This is a genomic window from Microbacterium sp. K27 (genome assembly GCF_004794435.1).
GTDB lineage: Bacteria > Actinomycetota > Actinomycetes > Actinomycetales > Microbacteriaceae > Microbacterium > Microbacterium maritypicum_A.
In genome coordinates this window covers 1-22,470 of record NZ_SSDK01000018.1, presented here as the reverse complement: position 1 = coordinate 22,470, position 22,470 = coordinate 1, and the positions used below count along the sequence as shown (strand labels likewise).

General features: G+C 68.6%; 17 protein-coding genes and 1 pseudogene. 11 read left to right on the top strand and 7 right to left on the bottom strand.

The genetic code is table 11. From position 1 onward, the window contains the following. Position 1 precedes the first annotated feature (1 nt). The 5 genes from DW307_RS00480 to DW307_RS00460 are packed head-to-tail and all read right to left on the bottom strand — an operon-like array spanning position 2 to position 5,080. Positions 2–1,798, bottom strand: coding sequence for an aldehyde dehydrogenase family protein (locus DW307_RS00480; RefSeq protein ID WP_136023638.1), 1,797 nt, complete (start codon positions 1,796–1,798; stop codon positions 2–4). Positions 1,799–1,826: 28 nt separating this feature from the next. Continuing rightward, complete coding sequence (locus DW307_RS00475) at positions 1,827–3,257, bottom strand: MFS transporter (RefSeq protein WP_029266304.1); 1,431 nt, start codon at positions 3,255–3,257, stop codon at positions 1,827–1,829. 31 nt (positions 3,258–3,288) lie between these two features. After that, positions 3,289–3,552: a glutaredoxin family protein gene (locus DW307_RS00470; protein WP_029260469.1), complete on the bottom strand. Its 264-nt coding sequence runs from the start codon at positions 3,550–3,552 to the stop codon at positions 3,289–3,291. After that, entirely contained in the window at positions 3,549–4,583 is a 1,035-nt protein-coding gene (locus DW307_RS00465; protein ID WP_081859725.1) for a cation transporter, read from the bottom strand. Before DW307_RS00465 ends, DW307_RS00470 begins: the two co-directional genes overlap by 4 nt. Beyond that, positions 4,580–5,080, bottom strand: coding sequence for a transporter substrate-binding domain-containing protein (locus tag DW307_RS00460; RefSeq protein ID WP_029266300.1), 501 nt, complete (start codon positions 5,078–5,080; stop codon positions 4,580–4,582). The genes DW307_RS00465 and DW307_RS00460 overlap by 4 nt, the downstream gene beginning before the upstream one ends. Positions 5,081–5,227: 147 nt before the next feature. Between DW307_RS00460 and DW307_RS00455 the strand changes: the two genes are divergently transcribed. Continuing rightward, on the top strand, positions 5,228–5,620 hold the full coding sequence (locus tag DW307_RS00455; protein ID WP_017831448.1) for an SIP domain-containing protein: 393 nt from the start codon (positions 5,228–5,230) through the stop codon (positions 5,618–5,620). Between the two features lie 52 nt (positions 5,621–5,672). Here DW307_RS00455 and DW307_RS00450 read toward each other — a convergent pair whose 3' ends face one another. Continuing rightward, positions 5,673–6,128, bottom strand: a complete 456-nt coding sequence (locus DW307_RS00450; RefSeq protein ID WP_021198753.1) for an adenylyltransferase/cytidyltransferase family protein — start codon at positions 6,126–6,128, stop codon at positions 5,673–5,675. A gap of 120 nt (positions 6,129–6,248) precedes the next feature. Between DW307_RS00450 and DW307_RS00445 the strand changes: the two genes are divergently transcribed. Together DW307_RS00445 and DW307_RS00440 are read left to right on the top strand one after the other, a co-directional pair. After that, positions 6,249–7,469 carry a glycosyltransferase gene (locus DW307_RS00445; RefSeq protein WP_021198752.1) on the top strand — a complete coding sequence of 407 codons (1,221 nt, stop codon included), beginning with the start codon at positions 6,249–6,251 and terminating at the stop codon, positions 7,467–7,469. An 86-nt stretch (positions 7,470–7,555) separates the two neighbouring features. After that, entirely contained in the window at positions 7,556–8,578 is a 1,023-nt protein-coding gene (locus DW307_RS00440) for a glycosyltransferase family 4 protein (protein WP_029266296.1), read from the top strand. Positions 8,579–8,605: 27 nt separating this feature from the next. Here DW307_RS00440 and DW307_RS18230 read toward each other — a convergent pair whose 3' ends face one another. Then, complete coding sequence (locus DW307_RS18230) at positions 8,606–10,576, bottom strand: glycosyltransferase (protein WP_051667934.1); 1,971 nt, start codon at positions 10,574–10,576, stop codon at positions 8,606–8,608. Between the two features lie 221 nt (positions 10,577–10,797). On the opposite strand from DW307_RS18230, the gene DW307_RS00425 reads away from it, so the two are divergent. The 8 genes and pseudogenes from DW307_RS00425 to DW307_RS18195 all read left to right on the top strand — a co-directional run. Further along, on the top strand, positions 10,798–11,751 hold the full coding sequence (locus DW307_RS00425; protein WP_021198749.1) for a glycosyltransferase family 2 protein: 954 nt from the start codon (positions 10,798–10,800) through the stop codon (positions 11,749–11,751). After that, entirely contained in the window at positions 11,742–12,461 is a 720-nt protein-coding gene (locus DW307_RS00420; RefSeq protein WP_021198748.1) for a CDP-alcohol phosphatidyltransferase family protein, read from the top strand. Before DW307_RS00425 ends, DW307_RS00420 begins: the two co-directional genes overlap by 10 nt. Then, positions 12,458–13,075 (top strand): arsenate reductase/protein-tyrosine-phosphatase family protein, encoded by a 618-nt coding sequence (locus DW307_RS00415; RefSeq protein WP_168440958.1) that lies wholly within the window; start codon positions 12,458–12,460, stop codon positions 13,073–13,075. The genes DW307_RS00420 and DW307_RS00415 overlap by 4 nt, the downstream gene beginning before the upstream one ends. 181 nt (positions 13,076–13,256) lie before the next feature. Beyond that, on the top strand, positions 13,257–13,808 hold the full coding sequence (locus tag DW307_RS00410) for a DUF4352 domain-containing protein (RefSeq protein ID WP_021198746.1): 552 nt from the start codon (positions 13,257–13,259) through the stop codon (positions 13,806–13,808). Between the two features lie 86 nt (positions 13,809–13,894). Beyond that, positions 13,895–18,601, top strand: a complete 4,707-nt coding sequence (locus tag DW307_RS00405; protein ID WP_240750430.1) for a PKD domain-containing protein — start codon at positions 13,895–13,897, stop codon at positions 18,599–18,601. Between the two features lie 11 nt (positions 18,602–18,612). Next, on the top strand, positions 18,613–19,923 hold the full coding sequence (locus tag DW307_RS00400) for a hypothetical protein (RefSeq protein ID WP_136023636.1): 1,311 nt from the start codon (positions 18,613–18,615) through the stop codon (positions 19,921–19,923). A gap of 55 nt (positions 19,924–19,978) precedes the next feature. Next, positions 19,979–21,331, top strand: coding sequence for a polysaccharide biosynthesis tyrosine autokinase (locus DW307_RS00395; protein WP_029258764.1), 1,353 nt, complete (start codon positions 19,979–19,981; stop codon positions 21,329–21,331). Between the two features lie 193 nt (positions 21,332–21,524). Next, positions 21,525–22,470: pseudogene (locus DW307_RS18195) on the top strand (hypothetical protein); the annotation flags it as partial.

Genomic DNA, 22,470 nt, shown 5'->3' with positions numbered 1-22,470 from the left:
GTCAGGCCTGCAGCGCCTTCGTCAGCTTCTTCACGAGCCCGGTGATGCTGCCGTCCACCCGGTAACGGGTCAGCCCTTCGCTGACGACAGCCCCGGTGCGCGCGGAGACGAACCAGGGCGGCTTCGGCAGGATCGTGAATCGTCCACCGCCGTTCGCTATCGGCAGCGACCGGGGGAACGGGCGGAAAGGGCCGCGCAGCACCGAGCGTTCGACGCCGTCGAGCAGGAGGGCGTTGTGCACCACACCGATGCCGCTGCCGACGTCGCCGATCGTTCCACCGGGGAATGCACCCCATGTGAGGGTGGGGGTGATGAAGGCGAACGCCGTCCAGCTGTTGATCGCGATGGACCCGTAGTGGAGCGCGGCGATGGCCCGCTCGAAGCCGGCGCCGAGCGACTTCTCGGTCGCGGGGTCGATCAGCAGGTTCGCGCCGAGGGTGCCCTGGAGCTTGTCGTTGGCGTGAGTCACGGCGGCGTCCAGGAAGTCCTGGCCCGTGCCCGGCACGGTCACGACGCCCAGCACGGGGGCGAAGTACTCGGTGCTCTCCAGCGCCGTCGGATCGTCGTCGGCATCGATCTCGACGAGCAGCCGGTCGCCCAGCACGAGGGCGTCGGGGTAGGCGTCGGTCGCGAGCTCCATCCGCGACGAAGAACCGGGGTACCAGATCGGGCGCTCCGGCGCGTTGGCGTACGCGCGCCGCAGCGCTGCGCGGAAGGCATCCGCCTGGTCCCAGTCGGACGAGATGATCACGACCTGGCCGGCGATGCAGTTGTGCCCGCAGTTCTGCAGCCGCATGGTCGCGATGTGCTCGGCCTGGTAGGTGAGGTCGGCATCGGTCCAGGCGCCGGGCACGACGATGATGGGGGAGACGCCGCCGAGCTCAGCCGTGATGGGCTTCTTCAGCTGGGGGCGATCCTCACGACGTCGTCGCTTCGTCGCCGCCGCGCCCTCGCCCTTCGACGGACCCCAGACGATGGTGTCGAACGTCGCCGCCGAGCCGGTGATGTGCACGTGCACGAGTCCGGGGTGGCCGGTGAGGTAGGCCCCGACGTCGGGCCCGCCGCGGACGATGCGCAGGAACCCGGGCTCGATGAGCGGCGCGAGTGCGCGCTTGTAGACCGGCACCAGCGCATCCTGTGTCGGGTTCACCTTGAGCAGAGCCGTGCGGTTGTGGGCGAGCAGCTCGTAGAGCACGTCGAGCACCGGGATCGACGTCACGTTCCCCGCTCCGAGCACGAGGCCCACACCGCCCGACTCGGTGGGCGTGCGCTGCGCGAGGCCGGCCGCTGCGCGCGCGGCGCCGGGGGTGATCCCCGGTTCCAGCCAGACCTCGCCCGCGAAGCCCGACAACAGGAACCCGTCGATGCCGGTGAGGGGGAAGGCGTGCACGCGGGTGCGTCCTCCGGGCGCGCGATCGATCGTGATCCCGTCGAGCGGGTTCACACCGTTCGCCAGGCGCGAGAGGGTCTCGATATAGGCGTCGAGCGCGCCGAGCACGCTGTACGGTCCGCTGAGCCACTCTTCACCGCGCAGGGGATGCCGCGCGTCGAGGCCCTTCGAGGCGGCGGCCGTGTGCGCCCAGTCCTCCGCGGTGGCGGCGACGCTCGTGCGCACCGCGCGCAGCAGCGTCGCCCGTTGGGCGACGGTGAGGGCAGACCAGGTGCGCGTTCCGGTCTGAAGGGCATCGACCGCGGCGTCGAGCCGTTCTCTTTCCCCTTCGCCCAGCTCCGGGGCTGCGCTTCCCGACGCGCGCTTCGAGGTCGGGGCGGAGGTGGCGGTTGTGCTCGCAGAAGTCATCGACGTCTCCTTCGGACGGGATCCCAGCTTAGGCGTGGAAGGGCTCGAGGGTATCGATGTCCGCTCGGCGCAGGCGGTAGTGGCGGAGGGTCAGCAGACTCCCGGCCATCAGCACGGCGGGCAGCGCGCTGAAGCTGAGCACGATGCCCGTGACGGCCGCGTCCGGCTGTTCGACCGTGGCGCCTGCGACGGTCGAGATGTAGCCGGTGGCCGCGAGGGTCAACGACACAGCGGTCGCGCCGAGGGCGAAGCCCACGGTCTCGCCCGCGGTCCAGATGCCGGTGAAGGTGCCGGCCTGTCCCGCTCCGCTCGTGCGTTCGTCGTGCGAGATCACATCGGGCAGCATGGCCATCGGCAGCGACTGGAGTCCTGCGTAGGCGACGCCGGCCACCGCGACGGACACGTAGATCCAGGCGCCGGATGCCCAGACGGCGAAGACGAGCGACGCCGCGGCCGCGGTGAACAGCACGGTGGCCATCGCGAACGCCCGCTCCTTGCCGACCCGTCGCGCGATCACGGTCCATCCCGGGGTGGCGAGCAGTGCGGGGCCCACCAGCGCGACGAAGACGAAGGTGACCGCGTCCTCCGACCGCAGCACCCAGGTCGCCACGTACTGCGCGCCGGCGAGCATCGTTCCCGTTGCGAGCGCCTGCAGCACGAACGTCCCCAGGAGTGCACGGAAGGGCTGGCTGCGCCCGAGTGCGCGGAAGCCCGACATGTACTGGTGCCGCCAGGTCGAAGCGGCGGTGGCGGCAGCGTCAGCGGTGGGGATGGCAGCGTCAGCAGTGGTGACGGGGGAGACTGCGGTGCGCTTCGCCGCCACATCCGCCGTCCGGGAGGCGATCAGCATGCCGATGCCGATTGCGATACCCGAGGCGATGCCCATCAAGAGGTAGCCCTGCACAGGGTCGTCGCCGGCATTGCGCAGGGCGGGGCCACCGGCGCCGAACAGCAGGATGGCTGCCGTCAGCACGACCACGCGCCACCCGAGCAGACGCGTGCGCTCGTCGTAGCTGCCGGTCAGTTCCGCGGGCAGAGCGACATACGGCACCTGGAACAGGCTGAATGCCGTCGCGGTCGCCAGGAACGCCAGCAGCACACTGATCGCTCCGGCGACCGGTCCCCAGGAGGGCGGTACGGCGAAGGTGAGGGCGAAGAAGAACGGCAGAGCGAGAGCACCGGTCACCATGAACCCGCGGCGCGACCCGGTGCGGGCGAGCTGGCGATCGGACGCGGCCCCGATCAGCGGGTCGATCAGCACGTCCCAGATCTTCGCCGCCGTGACGATCAGACCGGCGGCGAGGGCGGCGACACCGAGGTTGTCGGTGAGGAAGTAGGTCAGCACGAGGCCCGGCAGTGTCGCATAGCCGCCAGTCCCGAGCGAGCCGATCGCGTACAGCACGATCGTGCGCGGAGAAAGACGGACGGGTGCTCGTTCGGGCCGAGCCTCGGTGCTCATCGCGCCAGTGTAGTGGGGCGATGCCGCGGGGTCAGATCAGCGAGAGCTCGCGCAGCTTCGACTCGACGTCGGCGTTCGACGGCTCGACGTGGTGCGAGGCGTCGGGGTACACGACGACGGGGATGTTGGTGCGGCCCGAGATCTCCTTCGCCACGTCTGCGGCGGCGGGCTCGGCGACCAGGTCGACGTACGTGTACTCGACACCGAGCGCGTCGAGCTGCTTCTTGGTGCGGATGCAGTCGCGGCACCAGTCGGCGCCGAACATCGTGATGGTGTCGGAGGCAAGAGCAGTCATGCATCCAGCCTACGGCCGCACGGATGAGGTGGCGCTGAGTGTCGGCTGGGCACACGGTGGCCCGTGTCCGCCTCGTCGGGCAGCTGCTCGACCGGGACGACGACGACGTCCTGAATCTTCCAATCGAGGTCGGCGATCCCCTCGGCGGCCGCGCTGAGGTCGGTCACCCTCACCGTGCGGCGGTGTGGCACGACGAACGCCTCGATGTGGAACACCTGCCCCTGGTCGCGCATGCGGACCGCGGCCCGCGAGACCCAGGGACGGCTCCGCAGGTAGGACACGATATCGGCGGCCAGCGGATGTGGCTGCGTGCTGTCGTACGTGCGTGCGCGCTGATCCATGAGATCGACCACGGCTGTGCGGGTGTTGCGGAAGCCATCCCAGACGATGCCCAGCGAGATGAAGAGGGCTGCGGCTCCGTCCAGCCACCACAGGCCGACACCCACGCCGAGAACGCCCACGATCGAGGCGACCGTCGTCTGCCAGTCGGCCTTCGCCATGTCGGCATCGGCGTACAGCAGCTTGTTGTGCAGCACGGGGGCGAGCTTCGACTTCGCCGGCCCGTAGAAGAACACGGGGCCGATGATGACGAGCGCCATCACCGCGACCATCAGCCAGCCGAGCCAGATGGTCTGACCGAACAGCTGCACGGTGCCGATAGTGGGATGCTCAGCGGCGATCAGCCCGGTGACGGCCTCGATGGCGAGGTTCAGGCCGACGGCGAGCAGCGCCACACCCGCGACGAGATGCCCGATGCCCATCGCCCTGTGCAGACCGTACGGGTGCTTCCTGGTGGGGCGACGACGCACCAAGAGGAGCGCCGCGAGGAAGGCGAACTGCGGGATGAGGGACAGCATGTCCTCGATCCACGCCGTCCGCATGGCCTGGGACTCGCCGACCACCAAGGCGATCACGGCGATGGTGATCGACGTGTAGACGATCGTGAAGATCTCCCAGCGCACGGCGCTCCGGATCGCCCTCTGCTGTTCTGGGGGGAGGGTTGTGCGACCGAACTGCCCTGTCTCGTTCATTCGCCGACCTCCTGGTCGAGGAAACGCTCGAGAGAGGAGAGGAACGCGTTCTCGCCGAGAGGCACCAGCATGACGATCTCTCGACCGTCGGCGCCTTCGATCCCGCGGTAGCCGCGAGTGACTCCGGCTTCGTCCACCCAGGGGGTGTCGCTCGTGATGCCGCCGGCGACAAGGTCGAGGTGCCCTTCTTCGAGCATCGTCACGAGAGTCTCCTCCGAGGCGACGGTCCAGTCGGTCTCGGCATGGAGGCGGGAGGCGAACCCGTCGACGAGGTCGACGATGCTCCCGGTCGGTTCCCCGTGCTCGATCCGGACGAGGTCGCCGTCCGGCGCCGTGCCGACGCGGAGTTCGCCGCCGGAGACCGTCTCCAAGGTTCCGTCCGGGTCAGCGGGTACCGTGAGTCCGCATCCGCCCAGAGCGAGGGTCAGGAGCAGCGCAACGGCGACCGACGCCGCTCGGAGGCGGTGACGGCTGCGGCGCGCGAATGCTCGGTCCACACTCGCAGGATGCCTTTGCGGCGACTCTCGGAACGGGCCGTTGACGGGGTGCACGCGCGAGGGCTAGAGATGACGGCGCGGTCGGATCGACGCGTTGATCCGGACTCATCCCTTGTAAGTAAGGGTGCCCTAACTTAGGCTGGGGCCATGAGCGGCGCATGCGAGCATCTGGAGGATCCCGATTGGGACGACATCGAGGGTGCCGTGCTCATCGCCGGCGACGCCGCCGACGCCGGCTTCATCGCGAGCATCGCCGCGCGGTTGCCGTGGGACGCGCAGGGCGTCGTCATCCTCGAAGCGGCGGCACGCATCCAGTTCCGACACATCGACGTCCCCGACGGGGTGTCGGTGCGCTGGCTCGTGCGTGGAGACGGAACGAGGGCGCATACGCGCGGCGAACGGCTCGCGAACGCCGTGCACGCGTGGTGCGTGGAGTGGGCATGCAGTGAGCCGCCGTCGCAGTGGACGGTGTGGCTCGGGCCGCACACTCCGCCGCACGTGGCGCGCATGGCGCGCAGTCTGCTCGGCGTCGCCAACTGACCTCACGTCGGCGGTGGCGCACCGACCGGGCGGCGAAGGGCTGCTCGGGCTCTCAGCGCACCGAGGCGACCGCGGGAGCGTTCGCGCCCGCGGTGATCGCGTCGAGTGCGCGACGCAGCGACGAGCTCGACGTGTGCGCCGTGTACGGGAAGTACACGACCTCGACGCCGACCTCGGCGAACTCGCGCTCCAGGCGCAGACCCTTCTCGGTGCCGCGCCAGTCGTCGCCCTTGAAGAAGTGCGTGAACTGCACGTCGCGCCACGAGTCCATCTTCGACGGCGTCGTCTCGACGTAGACGTCATCGACGAACGAGATGTGCTTCACGATCTCCGCCCGCTCGGCCGTCGGGATGACGGGCTCGATGCCCTTCACCTGACGCAGCATCTCGTCGCTGACGACGCCTGCGATCAGAATGTCGCAGTGCTGCTTGGCGTGACGAAGAAGGTTGAGATGCCCGACGTGAAACAGGTCGAAAGCACCAACGGCATAGCCGATACGCGTCCCCATGATCTCCCCAGATCAGTAATTCCCCAGTAAGCGGATCCCCATCCGCTTCGCGACTCCCACAGCCGCGGTTCGAAAGTCTAGCAGGTCCGGGTTTCCTCCCGCATAGGAACCCGTGGAACGATGGAGGCCGCACGCGATGCGCGTGGGGGACAGGGGGCGGACGTGGGGACACCGGTCACGGTCATCGTGCCGACGTTCAACGAGCGCGACAACATCGCCGAGCTCGTGGCACGGACTGCGGTCGCGCTCGAGGGGTGGGACGCCGAGATCCTGTTCGTCGACGACAGCACGGATGACACGGCGGCCGAGGTCGCGCGGGTGGCGGCAGATGCTCCGCTCCCCGTGCGCGTGATCCACCGCTCCGAGAACACGGGCGGACTAGGCGGCGCCGTCGTCGTCGGGCTCGAGGCCGCGGCCTTCGACATCTGCATCGTGATGGATGGCGACCTGCAGCATCCGCCCGAACTCCTCCCCACCCTGCTCGCCCGGTATGCGCAGGGAGACGCCGATGTCGTCGCCGCGTCCCGCTACATCGGCGGAGGGGACACGAGCGGCCTCGGCACCGCTGTGCGCTTCGGCGTCTCCCGCGTCGCGACGTGGCTGACGCGGGCGATGTTCCCGATCCGTCTCGCCCGCAGCACCGACCCGATGACCGGGTTCTTCCTGGTCGATCGCGGTCGTCTCGACCGCTCGACGCTCCAACCCCGGGGTTTCAAGATCCTCCTCGAGATCCTCGCTCGCAACGATCTGCGCATCGCCGAGGTGCCGATGGAGTTCGCCGAACGTCGACACGGCACGTCCAAGGCGAGCATGCGTCAGGGGGCGATGTTCCTCGAGCACCTCGCGCGCCTGCGCTTCGGCAAGATGTCGTTGTTCGCACTGATCGGTGCGATCGGCGCCGCCGCCAACCTCGGGATCATGTGGGCGCTCACCGCCGCAGGGGTCCCGTACATCTGGGCGGCGATCATCGGTGCCGAGGTCACGATCATCGGCAACTTCGTGCTGCAGGAGCGCTTCGTGTTCGCCGATATGCGGACCGACGCGCGCGCCCTCGGCATCCGCTTCGCCAGCTCCTTCGCGTTCAACAACATCGAGGCCGCACTGCGGATCCCGGTGATGGCTCTGATGGTCGAGTCGTGGCACATCTCGAGCGTCGTCGCGACCGGCCTCTCGCTCATCGTGGCGTTCTTCGCCCGCTTCCTGTTCCACTCGCTCGTCGTGTACGCGCCTCAGCGGCGACGCAAGGGTGAGGGCGATGGCGCCGAGCCCCCGACGGACACCGCGGCCCAGCGCGTGATCCGTGCCATCGATGCCGAGGTGATGAAGCCCGGCGAGCTCTGAGGGCGGGGCTCCTTCCGGAGCCGGTTTCGAGGGCGCTCGGCGACTCCTCTCTTGCCAGGACGGGCGAGGGGGTCCATAGTGGGCTCGTGGAATCCGAGGGCGGTCCCTCGCTGTCTCTCACCTGGGCGCATCGTGTCGAACAGTCGGCGCGCACCTGGGAGCAGAGCCACGCCAGGGGAGAGGTGCCCAGCATCTGGCCGTACGGTCTCGATGCACTGCGTGACCACGCGGCGGTCGAGGTGATCGACCTCGCCCCGCCGGGCCGCGTCGCGCGAGCTCGTGCGCGATTGTCCATGGGGCCGCGCCCCGTCGACGGTCTCACGCTGACGTGGGATGAGAACACGGCCTATCGGATGCAGACGACCCACCCGCGGACCCGATTCGCCACCGGGGTGATCTGGCTCACGGATATGGCCGAGACCGGGGAGGCACCGGCACGGATGGTCGCGATGCTCGGCAGGGCAGAGGCCGCCTGGGTGCTCAGCGACGCACAGGTCGAACCCCTGCGAACGATGCTCGGGCACGGACCGACGCGCGTGTTCGCTGTCCCTTTCGGCATCGACAGCGCGTTCTTCGTCCCGAGGTCCTATCCGGACCGGCCGCGGATCGTGAGCGTGGGGAACGACCGCGACCGCGACCCCGCCACCCTCTATGCGGCGCTCGCCCGGGTCCTCGCCATCCGTCCGGAGACCGAGGCGGTGGTGCAGACGCGGTCGGACCTCGACCCGCCGGAGGGGGTCCGGGTCGTGCGGCACATGCCGCATGCCGACCTCCGCGACCTCTACGCCACCGCGAGCGTGGTCGTCATCCCGACCCGGCCGAACCTCCATGCCTCCGGGATGACGGTCGCACTCGAAGCGCTCGCGACGGCGCGTCCTGTCGTCGTCACCGATACCCCGGGGATGGAGCAGTACGTGAGCGAGGGGCGCACCGGCCACCTCGTTCGTCCGGAGGATCCCGCCGAGCTCGCCCTCGCGCTGCTCCGACTGCTCGACGATCCGGGACATGCCGCCGAGCTCGGGCGGAACGGCCGGATCGAGGTGGAGCGGCGTTTCACGACGCAGATCATGGTCGCATCTCTCGTGCGAGGGCTGCTGGCCCCCGCCTGACGATGCGCCGGGTGCTGCCGAGGCGCCCTAGCGCTTGGCGCCGCGGCGCTTGACCCGCACGGCGGCGCGGAACGCGTCCGCGTGAGCGCGGCCGGCGTCGGCCCAGTCGCGGCGGGAGAGATCGGGCGAGCCCGTCAGCGTGGTCGCGGACCGCCACGCCTCGACGACGGTCGGCGCATCGAGATCGCCGTCGTACATCAGCACCCACTCCGGTCCGACTTCGCGTCCGAGAGCCTCGTTCGCCTCGTTGCGGGGGACGAGCACCGGTCGGTCCATCGACAGGGCGGCGAGGACGCTGCCCGAGTTGTGCATGAAACGGTAGGCCAGCACGATCAGGTCGGAAGAGGTCGCGAGCTGGACGAGTTCGGCATCGCTCAGGAAGTCGAGGTGGAGCTCGACGCCCGGGAGATCCGCGGTCCGCGCCCGGAGGTCGTCGCCGAGCTCAGGGGTGGACGGCCGCCCGCCGATCCGCAGGCTCAGCGTCGGCTCGACCGTCACGGCCTCGGCATAGGCGTCGATGAAGCCCTCCAGGCCCTTGTAGCGACGGATGCCGCCGAACGACCCGAGCTGCCCCGTCACCCGCTCCGCCGAGGGGAAATTCGCGTACCAGCCGCGGTAGTCGCCGTGCAGGATCAGGCTGTGCGGGGTGCCGGGGGCGAGCGGAGTGGTCTCGTTGATGACGATCCGGTAGTCGGTGTGGCGATCGATGAAACGCAGCAGCCACAGCCGAGGCGCGTTGTCGTCGGGGAGTTCGATGTTGTGCACGGTGCGCACCACGGCGATGCGACGGGAGAGGCGGTGTCGGAACACGAGCGCCGTCGTGAGGAGGAACTTGCCCGTGGACTTCCACCACGTGGAGCCGTGCAGCTTCGCCTCCGGCCAATGCCAGTGGAAGGCGTCGTAGCGTCCGAACAGAGCCGTCCCCCAGGAGAACCGCAGGCGGGTCAGGCCCTCCGTGGATCCGAGCGCCTCATCGAGCATCTTGTTGTACGGGTTCGTCGTCGGACGGGGGGCGCCCAACGATTGCATCACGCGGATGCTCGATGCGGTGTCGGTCATGGTCGTGTCATCCTCCGATGGGCGGCGGTACTCGTCATAGCGACGGCCGAGGGCGGCGGCGATGGTGCCGCGGCCGCGGTGCACGAGGCGGGTTCCTCTGGCGTGATGGGTGATGTTCGAGGTCAGTGTTCCGAAGATCCTGCGCAGGCCGCCGACGACGATCCGGGCCACGCCGCCCACCAGGGCCTTCAACCGCAGGATGCCGCGACGGATCTTCCCGTCGGTCAACATCAGCTGGATGCGGGTGCCGGCATTCGCGGAGCTGTATGCCCGTTGCGCCGCCCAGGCGCGGCTCAGGCGCGACGCGACGACGAGATCCTCTGTCTCCGATTCGTTGCACCACACGATCAGGCCGCCACGACGTGCGAGCTGCCGCGAGAAGAGCGTGTCCTCCCCACCGCCCAGACCGAGGGACGGATCGAAGCGCAGCCCGAGCCGACGGACGGAACGGAGGTCGAGCAGCAGGTTGCCCGCGGCGGCCACCTGCAGCACGGTGCCCGTCCGTCTCGGCGGTCGCCGGAACGTGCCGGACGCGAGCAGCCACGGGTCGACGTCCTCGTCGAAGACCGAGATCACGCGGCCCATCACGGCGTCCGCACCGTGTTCGCGCCAGACCTCGATGAGCGAGGAGAGCCATGCCTCCCGAGGGATCTCGTCGTCGTCGATGAAGGCGAGGAGATCGCGATCGGCGCTTTCATCCAGGATGCGGTTGCGCGCGGCGACGATCCCCGGTGCGGGTTCGACGACGTAGCGCACAGGGAGATCCGCGTCCGCGGCGATGCTCCGCGCAGAACCCGCGGGGTCGTTGTCGACGACCAGCACATCCACCGCGACTCCGAGGTCGGCGCATTCGGCGATGCGTGCGGGGAGCGTCCGGAGCAGGGCCGCCAGAAGCTCGGGCCTCCGGTACGTGGGTACGCCGATCGTCACAGTGATCATGTCGTTCGATTCCGGTCCCCTGCTCATCCGCCCCATCCCCATGGCAGTATCGCGCCTCGACTCCGACGCCGGCTCATCGTATCGTGAACCCCCTGATACCGATCTGCGGGGGCTGCTCTCGCGTATAGTCGTTGTCCTGGGAGTCGACGTCGGTCGCGACTCTGGGGAATTCGACCGACGACCCGAGGCGATCCGTGACCCGGATCCGGGGGGAGGATCGCGTGTCAATCGAGCACGGACGGCTTGCCGTCGTCGTCGTCAACTACGCCTCGGCGCGGCTTCTGCAACGCAATCTGGTGACCGTGGAGCGCGAAGCGCGGGCGATCGATCCCGACGTGCTCGTCCTCGTCGTCGACAACTGGTCGAACGCCGACGAACGGCGTGCCGCCGGCGAAGTCGCCGACGCGCACGGCTGGCTGCTGATCGAATCGGAATCGAACTCGGGTTTCGGCGGCGGCGTCAACATCGGTGTCACGCGCGCGCTCGCCGAGGGGGCGACCGACGTGCTCGTCATCAATCCCGATGCGCACATCGACCGCGACTCCCTGCGTCGACTCGCTTCCGTCACCGCAGCCTCACGCACCACGCTCGCTTCGCCGGTCATCACGGATTCCGATGGAAGAACCTGGTTCGCCGGCATCGACCTCCTGCTCGACGACGGCACCATGCGCGCACGTCGCAAGCGCGTCGACGGCGATGCGCAGCCGTTCGAACCTTGGCTGAGCGGGGCCTGCCTGTGGATCACGCGCGAAGTGTGGGAGCTCGCCGGCGGTTTCGACGACGACTACTTCCTGTACTGGGAAGACGTCGACTTCTCTCGCCGCGTGGTGTCCGCCGGCGGCTCGCTGATGCTCGTCGAAGACGCCAATGCGGTGCATGATGAGGGCGGCACGCAGCGCGCCGAACCCGAGACCTCCCGGGCGAAATCCGAGGGGTATTACTACTACAACATCCGCAACCGGATGCTGTACGCGGTGCGTCATCTCGACGATGCCGCGGTGCAGCGCTGGCGCCGGTCCATCCCCCGCACGGCCAGAGAGGTCATCCTCCGAGGTGGGCGACGGCAGCTGATCCAGTCGGCCGCACCGATCCGGGCCTATCTTCGCGGTGTCCGCGAGGCTCGTCGGATCGCGCGGACCCACGCAACGGTCCAGAAGGGCAGGAAATGGTCGTAGACGCATATCACCGTCTCGCGCGTGCGCAGAAGGGGCACGCCCGAGGGGCACCCGCGTACTCGGTGTACGTCAACCGTCGTATCGGGCGGGTGCTCGCCGCCGTGGCCTACCGGATCGGTCTCACCCCCAACCAGGTGTCGATCATCAGCGCGGTGCACTCGTTCGTCGCGATCGGACTGATCGCGTTCGGTCCCGTGAACGTGCCCATGGGGCTGCTGATCGCCCTCCTTCTGGTGCTCGGGTATGCCTGGGATTCCGCGGACGGCCAGGTCGCACGTCTGCGCGGCGGGGGAAGCCCCCAGGGCGAGTGGCTCGATCACTTCATCGACACGATCAAGATCGCCTCGCTCCATCTCGCCGTGCTCATCGGGCTCTACCGCGTCCTCCCCGAGACGCCTCTGCTGCTGTTGATCCCGATCGTGTTCAGCATCGTGGCCACGACCACGTTCTCCGGAATGCTCCTCAACGACCTGCTCAAGGGAAAGCACGCGGTGGCGTCGACCCATGAGCGCGGCGGCGGGACACTGCTGCGGTCTCTCATCCTGCTGCCGACCGACTTCGGTCTCGTGTGCCTCGTGTTCGTCCTGTGGGGATGGACCCCGGCGTTCCTCGTCGGCTACGGCGCACTCTGCGCGGCCGCCGTCCTGTTCCTGGCGCTCGCCGCGGTGAAGTGGTTCCGCGAGATCGGAAAGCTCGGGGAGGCCGCATGACGGACGAGAAGATCCTCGTGGTCTGCGCCGCCAACGTCTGCCGGTCGCCTCTGGCCGAACTCGCGTTGAGGCGGGGGCTCGGGGCGGATTCGCCCCTCTCGGTGAGCAGCGCGGGCATCCGAGCGAACGCGGGCGACCCGATCTGCTCGGTCGTGGCGTCGTTGCACGACGACGAGGAGTGGCAGGCCCAAGCCCGGGCGCACCGGGCGCGACCGGTCACGGTCGAGCAGATCGAGCAGGCGAGCATCGTGCTCACGGCTTCGCGCGACATCCGTGGCGAGCTGGTGCGACTGGCACCGCGGTCGCGTGACTGGATGTTCACGATCAAGGAAGCCGCTCACCTCGGTGAGGGCTTCGCGTCGTCTGCTCCGGATCGGGTGGCGGAATATGTCGCCCACCTCGACCGGGGTCGATCGAGAGCCGTTCCGTTGTCCGCGTCCGGAGGTGTCGGGACCCGCCTGCGGCAGCTCTTCGGAGGCCGCACGACCGTCGACCCGACGAGCATCGCCGATCGCCACGGAAGCCGCGGACACCTGGAGACGATCTCGGAGGTCGAGGCCTCCGTCGCGACCATCCTGGCGCAACTGGGAGGACATCGGCGACACTCTTCTTGAGCGAACACTTGCGATATTCCGGTCCTCGCACTACGATTAGCCGACGCCGCGTTCTACGCGGTTGAAGGGGACCCGAAGCCGAGGGGGCTTTGGGAACGGGGAATCTGGGTTCTGGGGAGCTGCAGTGTTCAAAGTTTCATCATGCCGTTCTGGGGACGGCTCTTCGCGCTCACTACGAGCGATGGTCGTCGCGCCGTTGGTGGCGCTCGCACTCGTCACGGCCGGCTGCACCGCAGCGCCTGGCGCGTCCGAGACGCCGGCGCCTGAAGGCACCAGCACCACCGACTGGACGCCGCCTTCCGACACGGAGACCGAAGGGCCCACCGAGGCTCCGGCGCTCACCGAGCAGAGCGGGGCGCTCGACGCACCGATCGCGCTCTCCACCGACATGGTGGTCACGATCGACAAGATCTCGACGACGACCATCAAGCCCGAGACGCCCGGCGAGTACGCCGGCTCCGCAGTCGTCGTCACGCTCTCCGTGTCCAACGACTCGAAGCGCGCGCAGAGCGTCGATTCCGCCGTCGTCAGCCTCGTCACGGACGACGGCGACATCGGCGTCTCGACCACCGCCGGTCCGAACGAGCCCCTGCAGGGCGAGCTCGCCGCCGGCGCGAAGGCCACGGGGACCTACGTCTTCATGCTCGACCCGACTCAGGGCCGCTCGGTGAAGATCAGCGTCAACTACGCCGCAGGAGAGCCGGTGGCGACGTTCGCCGGCCAGCTCTCCTGACGCGCACGCATTCTTTCGCATCACTTTCGGTTTTTCATCGCACTAACTCATTTTCGAAGAAGAAAACTGGCGGCTGGGGAGTCACTATGGGGAACACATCGACCACGAGGCGGGCGCTGAGCGCGCTTGCGTCTGTCGTGACGGCGGCATTGCTCGTCGCCGGCATGACGACACTGGGTGCACAGGCGGCGTCGGCAGACGTCCCGTCGACACCACCGCCCCTGCTGCAGCGCGACGACAACGTCGTCACGTCGGATCCGATTCCGACCGTGCAGATCGACAACGGCTACGTCTGGTCTCAGACGACCATCGGTTCGACCGTGTACGCGGTCGGCAAGTTCGACAACGCCCGTGCGCCCCTGGCTGCCCCGGGAACGAGCCTGACGGCGCGTTCGAACGTTCTCGCCTATGACATCAACACCGGCCAGCTGCTGTCGTTCGCCCCGCAGGTGAACGGCGTGATCAAGGCTGTCGCCGCCTCGCCCGACGGAAGCCGCATCTACATCGGCGGCTCCTTCAACTCGGTCAACGGTCAGGCGCGCTGGAACTTCGCGGCCCTCGACGCCGTGACCGGTCAGCTCGTCCCCGGATTCTCGCCGTCCATCGGCGGCAGCGGCGTCTACGCGCTGGCCACCTCGGGATCGAGCGTCTACGTCGGCGGCCTGTTCACGCAGGGCAACGGAACGGCTCGCAAGAACCTCGCCGGCTTCAACGCCGCCAACGGTGCCCTGCTGAGCTGGGCACCGCAGACCGACCTCCAGGTCGACGCGATGGTCATGGACCCCGCGGGTCAGAACGTCATCGCCGCCGGCCGCTTCTCGCAGGTGAACGGCGACCTGACCATGCGCGGCACCGTCGCGCTGGACAAGACGACCGGTGCCGTCGACTCGTCGTGGGCGCTCCCGCAGACGGTCAAGAACGGCTCCAACACGGGCAGCAACTCGGGCAAGGCCGGCATCTTCGGACTCGCCGCCGATGCCACGGCCGTCTACGGCACCGGCTGGGTCTACGCCGACGCCGCCACGGGAAACCTCGAGGGCACGTTCGCGGCGGAGGCCGGAACCGGACAGGTCCGCTGGATCGCCGACTGCCTCGGCGACCACTACGGCGTCTACTCGACCGGCAAGGTCGTCTACACGACCAGCCACACGCACGCGTGCGGCACGATGAACCTGCACCCCGAGCAGAACCCGCGCACGCACCGCTACTCCGAGGCGTACACGGCCGATGCCCGCGGTTCGCTGGGCAACCAGCCCGCAGCCGGCGGCACCTACAAGAACTGGGCGGGCACCCCCGCGCCGTCTCCCTACGCCTGGACGCCCGACTGGGCCGTCGGCGTGACGACGGGCCTGGGTCAGGCCGGACTCTCCATCACCGGCGCCGGCAACATGATCTCGATCGGCGGCGAGTTCCGCTCGGTCAACAACGGTCGATTCGAGGGCCTCGTGCGCTTCTCGACGAACCCTCCGGGCGGAGCCAAGGACGGACCCCGCCTCGCCGCGGCCAACTGGACAGGCACTGCGCAGTCGTTCATTCCGGGTCGCGTCCGCGTCTCGATCCCGGCCAACTGGGACCGCGACGACCTGACGCTCACGTATGAGCTCCGTCGCACGGGCACGGCGATCCCTGTCGCCACGACCACGGCGAACGGAACCTGGTGGAACCGACCGGCCGTCATCCTCGAAGACAAGACCGCCACGCCGGGGTCGCAGCAGGAGTACACGGTCGTCGCGAAGGACGGCAACGGCAACACCGTGAGCAGTCAGGCGATGTCCGTGACCGTCGCATCGGGCACGGTCTCGAGCTACACCAACGCGGTCATCACGGATAACCCGCAGCTGTACTACCCGTTGGGCACCGCGCCGCAGGACTGGGCGGGGGCGAACCCGCCGGTGTTCGGCTCGGGCGTGACGTCGTCGACCTCCGGTGTCGAGAACACCGCCACCGGTGCCTCGACCTTCTCCGGAACGAGCACGGGACGAATCTCGTCGACCGACAAGATCGCCGCCCCGACGGAGTTCTCGACCGAACTGTGGTTCAAGACGAACACGACGACCGGTGGGAAGCTTCTCGGCTACGGGAACGCGGCCTCGGGTGACTCCACGAGCTACGACCGTCATCTCTACATGACGAACAACGGTCGGCTGGTCTTCGGCACGTACAACGGCAGCACGCAGACCGTACAGAACTCCACGGCGTTGAACAACAATGCGTGGCACCATGCTGTGGCCACGCAGAGCGCTGCCGGCATGAAGCTGTACATCGACGGCGCTCTCGTCTCATCGGCAGCCGGTGCGACCACTGCCGAGAACTACGTCGGCTACTGGCGCGTCGGCGGGGACAACCTCAACGGCTGGCCGTCCGCGCCGAGCTCGATCAACTTCAAGGGTGCGCTCGACGAGGTCGCGGTCTACCCCTACGCGCTGACCGCCGCACAGGTGCAGACGCACTACGGCATCGGCAAGGGCTTCCAGCCGCCGACCGCCGCCTTCACCGCGACGCCGACCGATCTCGCGGTGGCGTTCGACGCCAGTGCATCCGCGCCGACCGGCTCGGCCACGATCACCGGCTACAGCTGGGACTTCGGTGACGACTCGGCGACGGCCACCGGCCAGACGGTCTCGCACACCTACACCGCCGCGGGAACCTACACGGCCAAGCTCACGGTCACGGACAGCAACGGGCTGGCCACCACGACCGAGAACCCGGTCGTGGTCCAGGCGGCGAATGTGCTGCCCACCGCCTCCTTCGAGGTCACGGGCACCGGTCTCTCGGTCTCCGCCGATGCCTCCGCCTCCACCGACTCCGACGGCACGATCACTTCGTACGACTGGAACTGGGGCGACGGATCGACGTCGAGCGGCCAGGTCGCCAGCCACGTGTACGCCTCGGCGGGCACGCGCACGGTGACCCTGACCGTCACCGACAACCGTGGTGGCACGGCGACCACCACGCGTGAGGCCGTCACGACCCATGCGAACCCGGTCGCGACGTTCACATCGACCGCGTCGGGAATGAACGTCGACGTCTCGGCCGCAGGGTCGAGCGCGTCCGACGGGGCTACGCTCTCCTACTCCTGGAACTGGGGCGACGGAACGCCCGCGGGTACAGGGGCGACCGCCGGCCACACGTACACCCAGCCGGGTGCGCATGACATCACCCTCACGGTCACCGACAGCCTCGGCGGCTCGGCGAGCGTCACGAAGTCCGTGACCGTTCAGGCGCAGGTGTTCGCAGCATCCGACTCGTTCGGCCGCGTCGTCTCGAGTGGCTGGGGCGCGGCTGATGTCGGCGGCACCTGGGCACCCATGAGCGGTTCGGCCGCCGTCACCTCCGTCGCCGACGGCGTCGGCAAGGTGAATCTCACCCCGGGCGAGACCCGCGAGATGCTGTTGCAGGGCACGTCGCTCCTCGACACGTCGGCGCGGATCACCTACTCGCTGGCCTCCGGACCGTCGACGGGTGTCGCGTACGAGGGACTCGGCGCACGTCGCTCCGGTTCGAACGGCTACCGTGCGCTCGCATGGCACCGTGCGGACGGCACCACGTGGCTCGTGATCCACCGCAACGGAACGGCCATCGCCAGCACCGCGGTCGCCGGTCTCACGTGGACCGCGGGAAGCACTTTCAACCTCGCCATGGAGACCACGGGTTCCGGAACCACGACGATCCGCGCGAAGCTGTGGGCGGCCGGCGCTGCAGAGCCCGCCAACTGGCAGCTCTCGACCACGGATGCGACGCCGGCCCTCCAGGCCGCCGGAGCCCCGACGGTGTTCTCCTACCGAGCCGGCAGCGCGACCGGCACCAACCTCGCGAGCTTCGACGACTTCACGCTGAAGAACCTCGGAGCCGCGACACCGCAGCCCGAGCCGCAGCCCGAGCCGCAGCCGACGAACGTCGCGCCGACCGCCGCGTTCACGGCGACGGCCACGGGCCTGACCGTCAACGTCAACGGCGGAGCGTCGACCGACTCGGACGGCACCATCGCCTCCTACGCCTGGAACTTCGGAGACGGAACGACAGGCACCGGAGCGACGAGCTCGCGGGCGTACACGGCGGCGGGCACCTACACGGTGACCCTCACGGTGACGGACGACAAGGGCGCGACCAACACCGCCACCCAGCAGGTCACGGTCACGGCACCTCCTGTCGAGCCGCAGCCTGAGCCCAACCCGGCAGCGCTGGCGAGCGATGAGTTCGACCGCACCGCTGGTCCCGGCTGGGGGAGCGCGGTCACCGGCGGTGCCTGGAGCATCGCCGGAGGCTCGCAGGCGGCGGCGACTGTCGCCGACGGCCAGGGCAAGCTGAGCCTGGTCGCCGGAGACACCCGTCATGCGACGCTCAACACGACGTCGATCGGTGATGCCCTCCTCGAGACGCAGTTCCGCGTCGATCAGGCTCCCGCCGCGGGTGGCGCCTACATCGGAGTCATCGCCCGTCAGACGGCCGCGGGGAAGTACTTCGCCCGCGCGTGGCTCCGTCCCGACGGAACCGTGTGGCTCGTGGTCCACCGTGAAGGGACCGTGGTGCTCACGCAGGCCGTGCCCGGGCTGGTCTGGGCGGCGAACACGTCGTACAGCCTGAAGGTGTCGGTCACCGGGTCGACCTCGACCGCCATCTCGGCGAAGATCTGGGCGACGGGTACCACCGAGCCGGCGAACTGGCAGATCAACGCGACGGATGCGACGCCGCTGGCTGCGGGAGCGGTCGGCCTCAGCGGCAACCGGTCGGGCAGTTCGACGGCGCCTCTGAACGTCTCGTTCGATTCGTTCCGCGTCACCGCGCCCCAGTAAGATCCTGACGCATGGCCACTGCTGTTCCGATCGCGCTCCTCGCCGTCGGAGGAATCGCAGCAGTGGCCATCGTCGTGTTCGTGCTCCGGCTGATGCCGCGCACCGCTTTCGTGGCCTGGGCGTGCGTGCTCTTCTTCGTGCCGCTCTGGGTCGGCGTGAACGTCGGCTTCTACTGGGCGGCGATCACGCTGCTCACGGCTTTGATGATCATCGTCAACTGGTCCGTCGTCCCTCTGCGCGCCGCGGATGCCTGGGTCGTGGCGTTCATCATCGTCATCGTCGGACTGTACGGCTTCGGCTCGGTGGACCTTCCGTCTCTCGTCGCCGCGCTGCTCGAGTGGGTCATCCCTTACCTCTGGGGGCGCGTCGTCCTCGCCCGCATCGCGCCGGGGTGGGTCACGTCGACGATCGCCGTGGTCGCGATCATCGCCGCGGTCCTCGGCATCGTCGAGTTCTTCACGTCGTTCAACCCGTTCGTGCTGATCCCGGGATCGGGCGTCATCTACGACACCTGGAGCCCTCTGCAGGAACGCGGCGGGGTCTTGAGGGTGGAAGGCGCGTTCGGGCATTCGATCGCCCTGGGAGCGGCCCTGGCGATGTCGTCGGCGTTCATCGTGGCGACGAAGTGGCGTCTGGTCCCGAAGATCGGCGGCGTCGTACTCATCGCCGTGGCGACGGTCCTGACGTTCAGTCGCGCGGGTCAGCTCACCCTCGTGCTCACTCTGGTGCTGTCCACGTTCCTGATCGTCGGGGTGTCCACCCGGTTCCGGGTCGCGATCGTCACCGCCGGCGTCATCGGCACCGTCATCGCGATCCCGATCATCGACTCCGTCTTCGGGGCGGCGGGCGATGAGGCCGGCGGCAGCGCGGACTATCGGACCGACCTCCTCGTGCTCCTCCAGCAGGTGCAGCTCTTCGGGAATCCGGGAGACTGGCATTCGCTCGTCTCGGGTGACTACTACCTCGGCTACTTCGCGCGCTCCGTCGACAACGCCCTCGTCCTCACCCTGCTCCGCTACGGCTACGTGCCGACCCTGCTGATCATGGCGGCGATCGTCTGCGCGGCGATCATGACCGTGCGACGTTCGACCCGGAGCCCGGCGTCCATCGCCGTCGTGGGGCAGCTGCCGAGCCTCGTGGTGGTCGCACTGATCACGCAGTACAGCATGTTCCTCTGGTTCTGCGTGGGGCTCGCGATCACGTGGGCCCGCGACGCCGACGCGCTCGGTGGAATGCGCGAGGGACCTGTGGAGATACGGCGGGGATCGCTCGAGACTTCGCGCCAGCCCCGTGGCGCCGTGGAGCGCCCTGCACAGTCATGAAGTCGTGGAATCGAACACTCCTCTAGAATCGAAGTCTGAGGGGGAATGGGGAGTCATGGGCGAGAGCCGGGTGAGTCTGCGCGTCATCGCCAGCTCGTTGCGCAAGTTCTGGTGGATGGTCGTGCTCTTCGGGGTCGTCGGGGCCGCGGGCTCCTACGGGTATGCCTCGCTGCAGACCCCGCTCTTCCAGGCGACGACCTCGCTCTACTTCGCTCTCAATCAGGGCACCAGCGCCTCCGACCTCAACCAGGGCTCTGTGTACACGCAGAGCCAGATGCTGTCCTTCGCGCAGCTCGCGACGAGCTCGCGGGTGCTCGATCCCGTCATCGAGGAGCTCGGTCTCGACACGACGCCGCGCGCTCTCGCGCGTGACATCGAGGTCACGATCCCGCAGAGCACCGTGACGCTGCGCATCACGGGGATCACCGATGACGCGAAGGAGGCCGCCGAGCTGGCCGACGCCGTGGCCGAACAGCTCATCATCGTGGTCAAGGATGTGGCACCGAAAGACCCGCAGGGCGAATCCACGATCACCGCTCAGGTGATCGATGACGCCGTCGTGCCCGAGTTCCAGTTCACGCCGAGCAAGCCTCGCGACGCTCTCCTCGGAGGCTTCCTGGGTGGCGTCCTCGGACTCGCCATCGCGGCGTTGATCGGTGTGCTCGACACCCGCATGCGCACCGAGGAGACGCTGACCGAGGCGGGCGGCGACCCTGTGCTGGGCGTCGTCTCGAAGTCTCCGCTGCTGGCCATGCGCGGTATCGCTGTGGCCCAGGAGCCGCTGGGCCACACCTCCGAGGAGTTCCGTCGCATCCGCTCGGCGCTCGCCTACGCGAACGTCTCCTCACGGGTGAAGGTGCTGCTGGTGACGTCGGGCATGCCGTCCGAGGGCAAGTCGACCGTCTCGGTGAATCTCGCCATGACGCTCGCCGGGCTGCGCAACTCCGTCCTGCTGATCGACGCCGATATGCGGCGGCCGCGGGCTCACGAGCACGCCGGCATCGACGGCTCGATCGGACTCACGAGCGTGCTGCTCGACGAGGTCGAGTTCGAGGTGGCCAAGCACAGCGTGGCAGACAGCACACTCGACATCCTCCCCGCCGGCACCATCCCGCCGAATCCTGCGGAGTTGCTCACCTCCGCTCGCATGGCGCAGCTGCTCGACTTCGCTGCGGCGGAGTACGACTACGTCGTGATCGATTCTCCGCCCATCCTGAGCGTGGCGGACGCGAACCTCTTCGCCACCCAGACCGACGGCGTGATCCTCGTGGTCGACGCGACCAAGACCCGTCGCGCCGCCCTCGCGAAGAGCGTCAAGTCGCTCGAATCGGGTGGCGCGCGCATCCTCGGCACCGTCCTGAACCGTGCTCGTCCGGATCGACACCGCAGCGAGTACTACAGCGACTGACGCGATGCCTCGACGCGGAGACACCGCGCAGGCGACGGAGTATATCGGTGTGACGCTGTGTTTCGTTTGTCTTTGCCCCGGTAGCCGGGTATTCTTCATGAGTTGCGAGGGGGACTCGCTCTTTGCTGCCGGGGTCTAAACTGCGGCGGAGATGCGGGGTGATCATGAATCTGCCCCAGAAGACGGTGACATCGTGTCCACTCCGTTCCTCGATCTCGCATCACGCGAGTCCGCGACTCCGCCTCGGCGACGCTCTCGAAAGCTCCTCGCAGGTGCACTGACGGCCACCCTTGCGCTCACTGCCGCGCTGGCAACCGTTCCGTCGTCGGCATTGGCCGACGACGCCGTGACTCTCGCACAGTCCCAGGCATCGGCGGACACCCCGGTCATCGACGATGACATGGATCGCGCCGTCGGCTCCGGATGGGGCTCGTCGCCCGAGGGGCCCTGGCGCGTCGTGGAGGGAACGGCGAGCGTGACAGGCGCGCAGGCCCTGCTCGCGAGCCGTAAGCCCGGAATCACCGCCCGAGCGACCGTCGACGGTGTCGCCGCGACCGACGTGGACAGCCGCTTCTCGCTGACCGTCCCCGAGCTTCCGGTGGGAGGGCCGCTCTACCTCTCCCAGGCTGTCCGCGTGTCCGGTGCCGACTCCTATGGGGTGCGTGTGCGCGTGCACCCCGACGGCTCTGCCTATGTGTCGATCGTGCGTCTCACGGACCTCATGCGCGTGCAGCACCTCAGCGAGCGCAGACTCCCGCTCACGGTGACGGGCGACACCACGCTGACCGTGGCACTCAGCGTCACCGGCACGAGCCCGGTGGAGTTGGGCGCCAAGGCCTGGGAATCGGGCGCTGCGGAGCCGACTGACTGGCAGGTGACGTACTCCGACGATTCGGCTGACCGGATCCAGGCGGCGGGTGGCTACGCCTTCTCGCTCTACACGTCTTCGGGTGCTCGGACCGCCGTTCCGGTCGGAATCGACGACGTCTCAGTCACCACTCCCACCACGGTGCCGGAACCTTCCACCGAGCCCACGCCTGCGCCGGAGCCGACGCCTGCGCCGGAGCCGACACCTGCGCCGGAGCCGACACCTGCGCCGGAGCCCACGCCTGCGCCGGAGCCCACGCCTGCGCCGGAGC

Excerpts from the sequence above, each read along its gene's own strand:
- DW307_RS00455 (WP_017831448.1), top strand. The coding sequence starts at position 5,228 with ATGAGCGGCGCATGCGAGCATCTGGAGGATCCCGATTGGGACGACATC.
- DW307_RS00395 (WP_029258764.1), top strand. The coding sequence starts at position 19,979 with ATGGGCGAGAGCCGGGTGAGTCTGCGCGTCATCGCCAGCTCGTTGCGC.
- DW307_RS18230 (WP_051667934.1), bottom strand. The coding sequence starts at position 10,576 with ATGATCACTGTGACGATCGGCGTACCCACGTACCGGAGGCCCGAGCTT.
- DW307_RS00420 (WP_021198748.1), top strand. The coding sequence starts at position 11,742 with ATGGTCGTAGACGCATATCACCGTCTCGCGCGTGCGCAGAAGGGGCAC.
- DW307_RS00410 (WP_021198746.1), top strand. The coding sequence starts at position 13,257 with ATGGTCGTCGCGCCGTTGGTGGCGCTCGCACTCGTCACGGCCGGCTGC.
- DW307_RS00475 (WP_029266304.1), bottom strand. The coding sequence starts at position 3,257 with ATGAGCACCGAGGCTCGGCCCGAACGAGCACCCGTCCGTCTTTCTCCG.
- DW307_RS00450 (WP_021198753.1), bottom strand. The coding sequence starts at position 6,128 with ATGGGGACGCGTATCGGCTATGCCGTTGGTGCTTTCGACCTGTTTCAC.
- DW307_RS00470 (WP_029260469.1), bottom strand. The coding sequence starts at position 3,552 with ATGACTGCTCTTGCCTCCGACACCATCACGATGTTCGGCGCCGACTGG.
- DW307_RS00465 (WP_081859725.1), bottom strand. The coding sequence starts at position 4,583 with ATGAACGAGACAGGGCAGTTCGGTCGCACAACCCTCCCCCCAGAACAG.
- DW307_RS00415 (WP_168440958.1), top strand. The coding sequence starts at position 12,458 with ATGACGGACGAGAAGATCCTCGTGGTCTGCGCCGCCAACGTCTGCCGG.
- DW307_RS00400 (WP_136023636.1), top strand. The coding sequence starts at position 18,613 with ATGGCCACTGCTGTTCCGATCGCGCTCCTCGCCGTCGGAGGAATCGCA.
- DW307_RS00405 (WP_240750430.1), top strand. The coding sequence starts at position 13,895 with ATGGGGAACACATCGACCACGAGGCGGGCGCTGAGCGCGCTTGCGTCT.
- DW307_RS00480 (WP_136023638.1), bottom strand. The coding sequence starts at position 1,798 with ATGACTTCTGCGAGCACAACCGCCACCTCCGCCCCGACCTCGAAGCGC.
- DW307_RS00445 (WP_021198752.1), top strand. The coding sequence starts at position 6,249 with ATGGAGGCCGCACGCGATGCGCGTGGGGGACAGGGGGCGGACGTGGGG.